Source organism: Gemmatimonas sp. (assembly GCF_044376735.1).
Lineage (GTDB): Bacteria > Gemmatimonadota > Gemmatimonadetes > Gemmatimonadales > Gemmatimonadaceae > Gemmatimonas.
The window spans coordinates 1-3,702 of sequence record NZ_JBILKJ010000218.1 but is presented as its reverse complement, the minus strand read 5'-3'; the positions used below and the strand labels follow the sequence as shown (position 1 = coordinate 3,702).

Below are 3,702 nucleotides of genomic sequence, written 5' to 3'. Positions count from 1 at the left end.
ACTCCAGTTGCTCGATCCCCCCGCGGATTTCGCCGGTCGCTTCGTCGGGTCTGGCGTACCGAAGGGCCAGGTGATGATCATCGCCCTGGCTGGCCTCTACATCCTGCCGTCGATGCTGGCCTGGAAGCGGGGCAGTTCACGCAAATGGAAGATTACCGCGATCAACCTGCTGCTGGGATGGACGGTGATCGGTTGGATCGTGTCGATGGTCCTCACCTACGCGTACGAGCCGCCACCGGAAGGCGAAGTGGATGAGGAGCACGTGCCGGGCAGTGCGCGTCCCAGCGAACACGTTCGCTAACGGCCGTACGTCTGCGCGAGTTCGCGTAGGCGCGCCGTGAGCGCCGCGGGTAGTTGGTCCCACGTGAAGCGGAAGCTCCAGTTGCCCGACTGACGACCGGGGAAGTTCATCCGCGTGTCGCGGCCCAGTCCCAGCACATCCTGCAGCGGCACGAGCGCCGTGTTCGCCACCGACGCGAACGCCGCACGCATCATCGCCCAATGGATTTCGTGGCCGTCGGTATTGAGATATTGGCGCGCGAACGCTTTCTCCCGCTCCACGTCTTCCGGCGCGCGCGTGGAATCACTGGCGCCCGATGAATTCCACCAGCCGACGGTGGTGTCGTTGTCGTGCGTGCCGGTGTACACCACGAGTGCGCGGTCATGGCGATGCGGCAGGAAATCGGACGCGGGGTCGTTGAAGGCGAATTGCAGAATCGCCATGCCCGGGTACCCGAACTGTTCGCGCAGTGCCTCCACCTCGGGAGTAATCAGGCCGAGGTTCTCGGCCACGATCGGCATCGGCCCCAACGCCGCAGTGAGCGCCGTGAAGAGCTCCGCACCCGGTCCCTGCACCCAGCGCCCGTTCACGGCGGTGGTGTCGGCGGCGGGGACTTCCCAGAACGCGTCGAAGCCGCGGAAGTGATCGAGGCGCACCACATCGAACATGGACAGCGACGCGCGCATGCGGTCGATCCACCAGCGATAGCCGTCGCGCGCCATGGCGTCCCAGTCATACAGCGGATTGCCCCACAGCTGCCCCGTTGTGCTGAAATAGTCGGGCGGCACCCCGGCCTGCACCTTGAGAGTGCCGTCGTCGTGCAGCGTGAAGAGCGAACGATTGGCCCACACATCCGCGGAATCGTGCGCCACATAGATCGGCACGTCGCCCATGAGCTGAATGTGGTGCTCGGCACAGACCGCGCGGAGGGCACGGAACTGTGCGAAGAACACATACTGCTCTTTATAGCAGCGCTCGATCGCGGGGCGCAGCGTGTTGCGCCATGTACGCAGCGACGCGGGCTCGCGGCGCGCCGCACCGTGCTCCCACGAGGTCCACGCGGCACCGCCGTGCGCTTCCTTGAGGGCCATGAACAGCGCGTAGTCCGGGAGCCACGCGTCCTGCTCGCGCACGAAACCCTGCACGGCATCGTCGTACGGCATGGTGTCGAACCACGCATCGAGGAGTGCGCGCTTGGCCTGGATGACGGCGCCGAAGTCGCACACGTGCGCCGATGGCGTCGCCGCGCTGTGCCCAACGTGCGGGCGCGCCGGCTCGGGCAGGTGAATCAGCAGGGGATTGCCGGCGAAGGCCGAGAAGCACTGATACGGACTGTCGCCGTAGCCGGTGGGGCCGAGCGGAAGCACCTGCCAGATTTTCATTCCCGCGTCGGCCAGCCACCGGACAAAGCGGAACGCATCGGGGCCCATATCCCCGATGCCGCCGGGAGACGGGAGGGACGTTGGGTGCAGCAGAATGCCGGCGGCGCGCGGGAAGAGCATGCGAGGAAAATAATCTTGACAGGACGACGGCGGGGGTGTTGCGTGGCATCTGGCTTGCGACTCACCGACCCCCAGTGCAATGACGCAGACGTTCCTCCCCATCTTCGGCGTACTGATGACCGGTCTGGCGTGGCGTGCCTCGTCGCGGCTTCGGCCACGGGGCGCGTAATGCGGCGCCGTTTGCTGGGAAAACAGCTGCGCGAGTACTCGATCATCACGTGGTTTTTCGAGCGCGTGTTCTGGGTGCTGCACCAGCTCTCGCCCAGTCGCATCGCGGGGGGCAGCCGCGTGGCGCACGTGAACTCCGAGGCGTTCCGGCAGAATCCGAAGCAGGCGACGGCGCTGCGGTCGCGCCGCAAGGAGCTGTACATCCTGACGTGGTTCGCGATCGAACTGCTGCTCCTGCTGTTCACTGAACTCGACGCCGCGTGGCCGCTCTGGATTCCGCGGGTGCTCGCCACGATCCGCATTCTCGACATTTTTCAGTCGTCGGTGAATCTGAGCGTGTTCGATCAGCTCCGGACCGACGAACGCATCGTGATTTCCTCGGCGGTGCGCACGCTGGTGCTCAGCTTTCTGAACTATCTCGAGCTGCTCATCTGCTTCGGCATCGTGTACGTCACTATGCTCGAGCAGCTCGCCGGCGCCGATACATGGCTCGATGCGATCTACTTCAGCGTGGTCACGCAACTCACCATCGGTTACGGTGACATCCGGCCCGTGGGGACGGCCCGTTTCGTGAGTGCGATGCAGGGGCTGGTGGCGGTGGCGTTCACCATCCTGATTCTCGGACGCATTGTGTCGGTGCTGCCGAAAATTGAAAGCGTGATGAAGCACTCGCCTGACGACTGACGCCCAGCGTTCGGCCGTCCTGAAGGGCGCCGTTTCGCCGCTCGCGATTGTGCGTCCGCTCCGTGCGTGAGCGCCAGTAGCCGGGGCGCCGCCGATGATGCGCGACGGCTAAGACGCGAATGCTTCCATCCGGCGCGACGCGATAGACCACGGCGTAGGGGAAGCGCTCGCACAGCCACCGCCGTCGCCCACTCGCCATCGGCGCACCGGCGTCGGGGCTGCGCACCACCAGCGCCGTGACTTGGCGAACCTCCGCGACGAAGTCCTCGCCCAGCTGTGGCAGCCGCGTCCCGGAGCTCCGCCAGCGCTTCCCGATGGAACGTGAGCGCCCCCGACTCCGTGCTCAGCGGACGCTCTCGCTCCGGGCAGCCCGCTGTGCGGCTAGGTCCGCGTCGAGCACGCGGAAGACCTCCACAGCCGGAATCCCGATGCTCGGATCCTCGGACAGTTCCGTCTCACGCCGATCAAGCTCCGCATCCCACGCGCTGGCGATTGCCGCCGCCGAGTCGCCGGGCGCGTCCGGTTCCAGGCTAGCCAAGAGACGGGTCGCCAAGTCCGCCCGCGCCGCGTCGGGCAAGCGAAGGACGACCGCCGCTAACTGCTCCAAGTCGAGATCCATACCACGCTCCACGACAGAGGACGGAGAAATCTAGCAGAACGCGGCATCAAGACGAACGCCGGAGGCGAACTACGCTCGCCTCGTCTGGGCCGTCGCTTTGACTACACGGCCCCTCGATCCATTACCTGCCACCGTCGACCAGCGATGTGGCTGCCGCCGTGCGTTCTGCCGCAGGGTCCTTCAGCGCTGGCGGGCGAAGGGCAGGCACCAAGGCTAGAACTGCTGGCCGCCGCGTCCGTTGAAGCGCGGATTGACCACCGTATTGTAGATCGAGCCGAAGGTGTAGCTCATGCCCAGCTGCACGAAGAACCGGTAGTTCGTAGCCAGCGCCTGCTGACGCGCGATGATCTCGTTGTCCGACAGCCGGCCACGGCGCAGATACAGCTGGTCGTTCACGCGCGAGTAGTTGCCGCCCACGTTGATCGCGAGCCCCTTGGCGATGCGCAGGT

Annotated in this window: 5 protein-coding genes and 1 pseudogene; 2 read left to right on the top strand and 4 right to left on the bottom strand. The window is 65.8% G+C overall.

All coding sequences use genetic code 11. The features are described 5' to 3' along the window. The coding region (locus ACIRA7_RS15695; protein ID WP_396221777.1) for a superinfection immunity protein at positions 1 to 301 on the top strand (301 nt) is incomplete at its 5' end. Here the strand turns inward: ACIRA7_RS15695 and malQ are convergent. Beyond that, the gene (malQ, locus tag ACIRA7_RS15690; protein ID WP_396221776.1) at positions 298 to 1,884 is read right to left on the bottom strand and encodes a 4-alpha-glucanotransferase; all 1,587 of its coding nucleotides are present in this window, start codon (positions 1,882 to 1,884) and stop codon (positions 298 to 300) included. The genes ACIRA7_RS15695 and malQ overlap by 4 nt on opposite strands. Positions 1,885 to 1,950: 66 nt before the next feature. Here malQ and ACIRA7_RS15685 point away from each other — a divergent pair, with 66 nt between their 5' ends. Next, positions 1,951 to 2,634 (top strand): potassium channel family protein, encoded by a 684-nt coding sequence (locus ACIRA7_RS15685; RefSeq protein ID WP_396221775.1) that lies wholly within the window; start codon positions 1,951 to 1,953, stop codon positions 2,632 to 2,634. Here the strand turns inward: ACIRA7_RS15685 and ACIRA7_RS15680 are convergent. The 3 genes and pseudogenes from ACIRA7_RS15680 to ACIRA7_RS15670 form a co-directional block, all read right to left on the bottom strand. Next, positions 2,555 to 2,908: a type II toxin-antitoxin system RelE/ParE family toxin gene (locus ACIRA7_RS15680; protein WP_396221778.1), complete on the bottom strand. Its 354-nt coding sequence runs from the start codon at positions 2,906 to 2,908 to the stop codon at positions 2,555 to 2,557. The two genes, ACIRA7_RS15685 and ACIRA7_RS15680, sit on opposite strands and share 80 nt — an antisense overlap. A 69-nt stretch (positions 2,909 to 2,977) precedes the next feature. Continuing rightward, positions 2,978 to 3,253 (bottom strand): addiction module protein, encoded by a 276-nt coding sequence (locus tag ACIRA7_RS15675; RefSeq protein ID WP_396221774.1) that lies wholly within the window; start codon positions 3,251 to 3,253, stop codon positions 2,978 to 2,980. Between the two features lie 213 nt (positions 3,254 to 3,466). Continuing rightward, positions 3,467 to 3,702 (bottom strand): annotated as a pseudogene (locus ACIRA7_RS15670) (hypothetical protein); the annotation flags it as partial.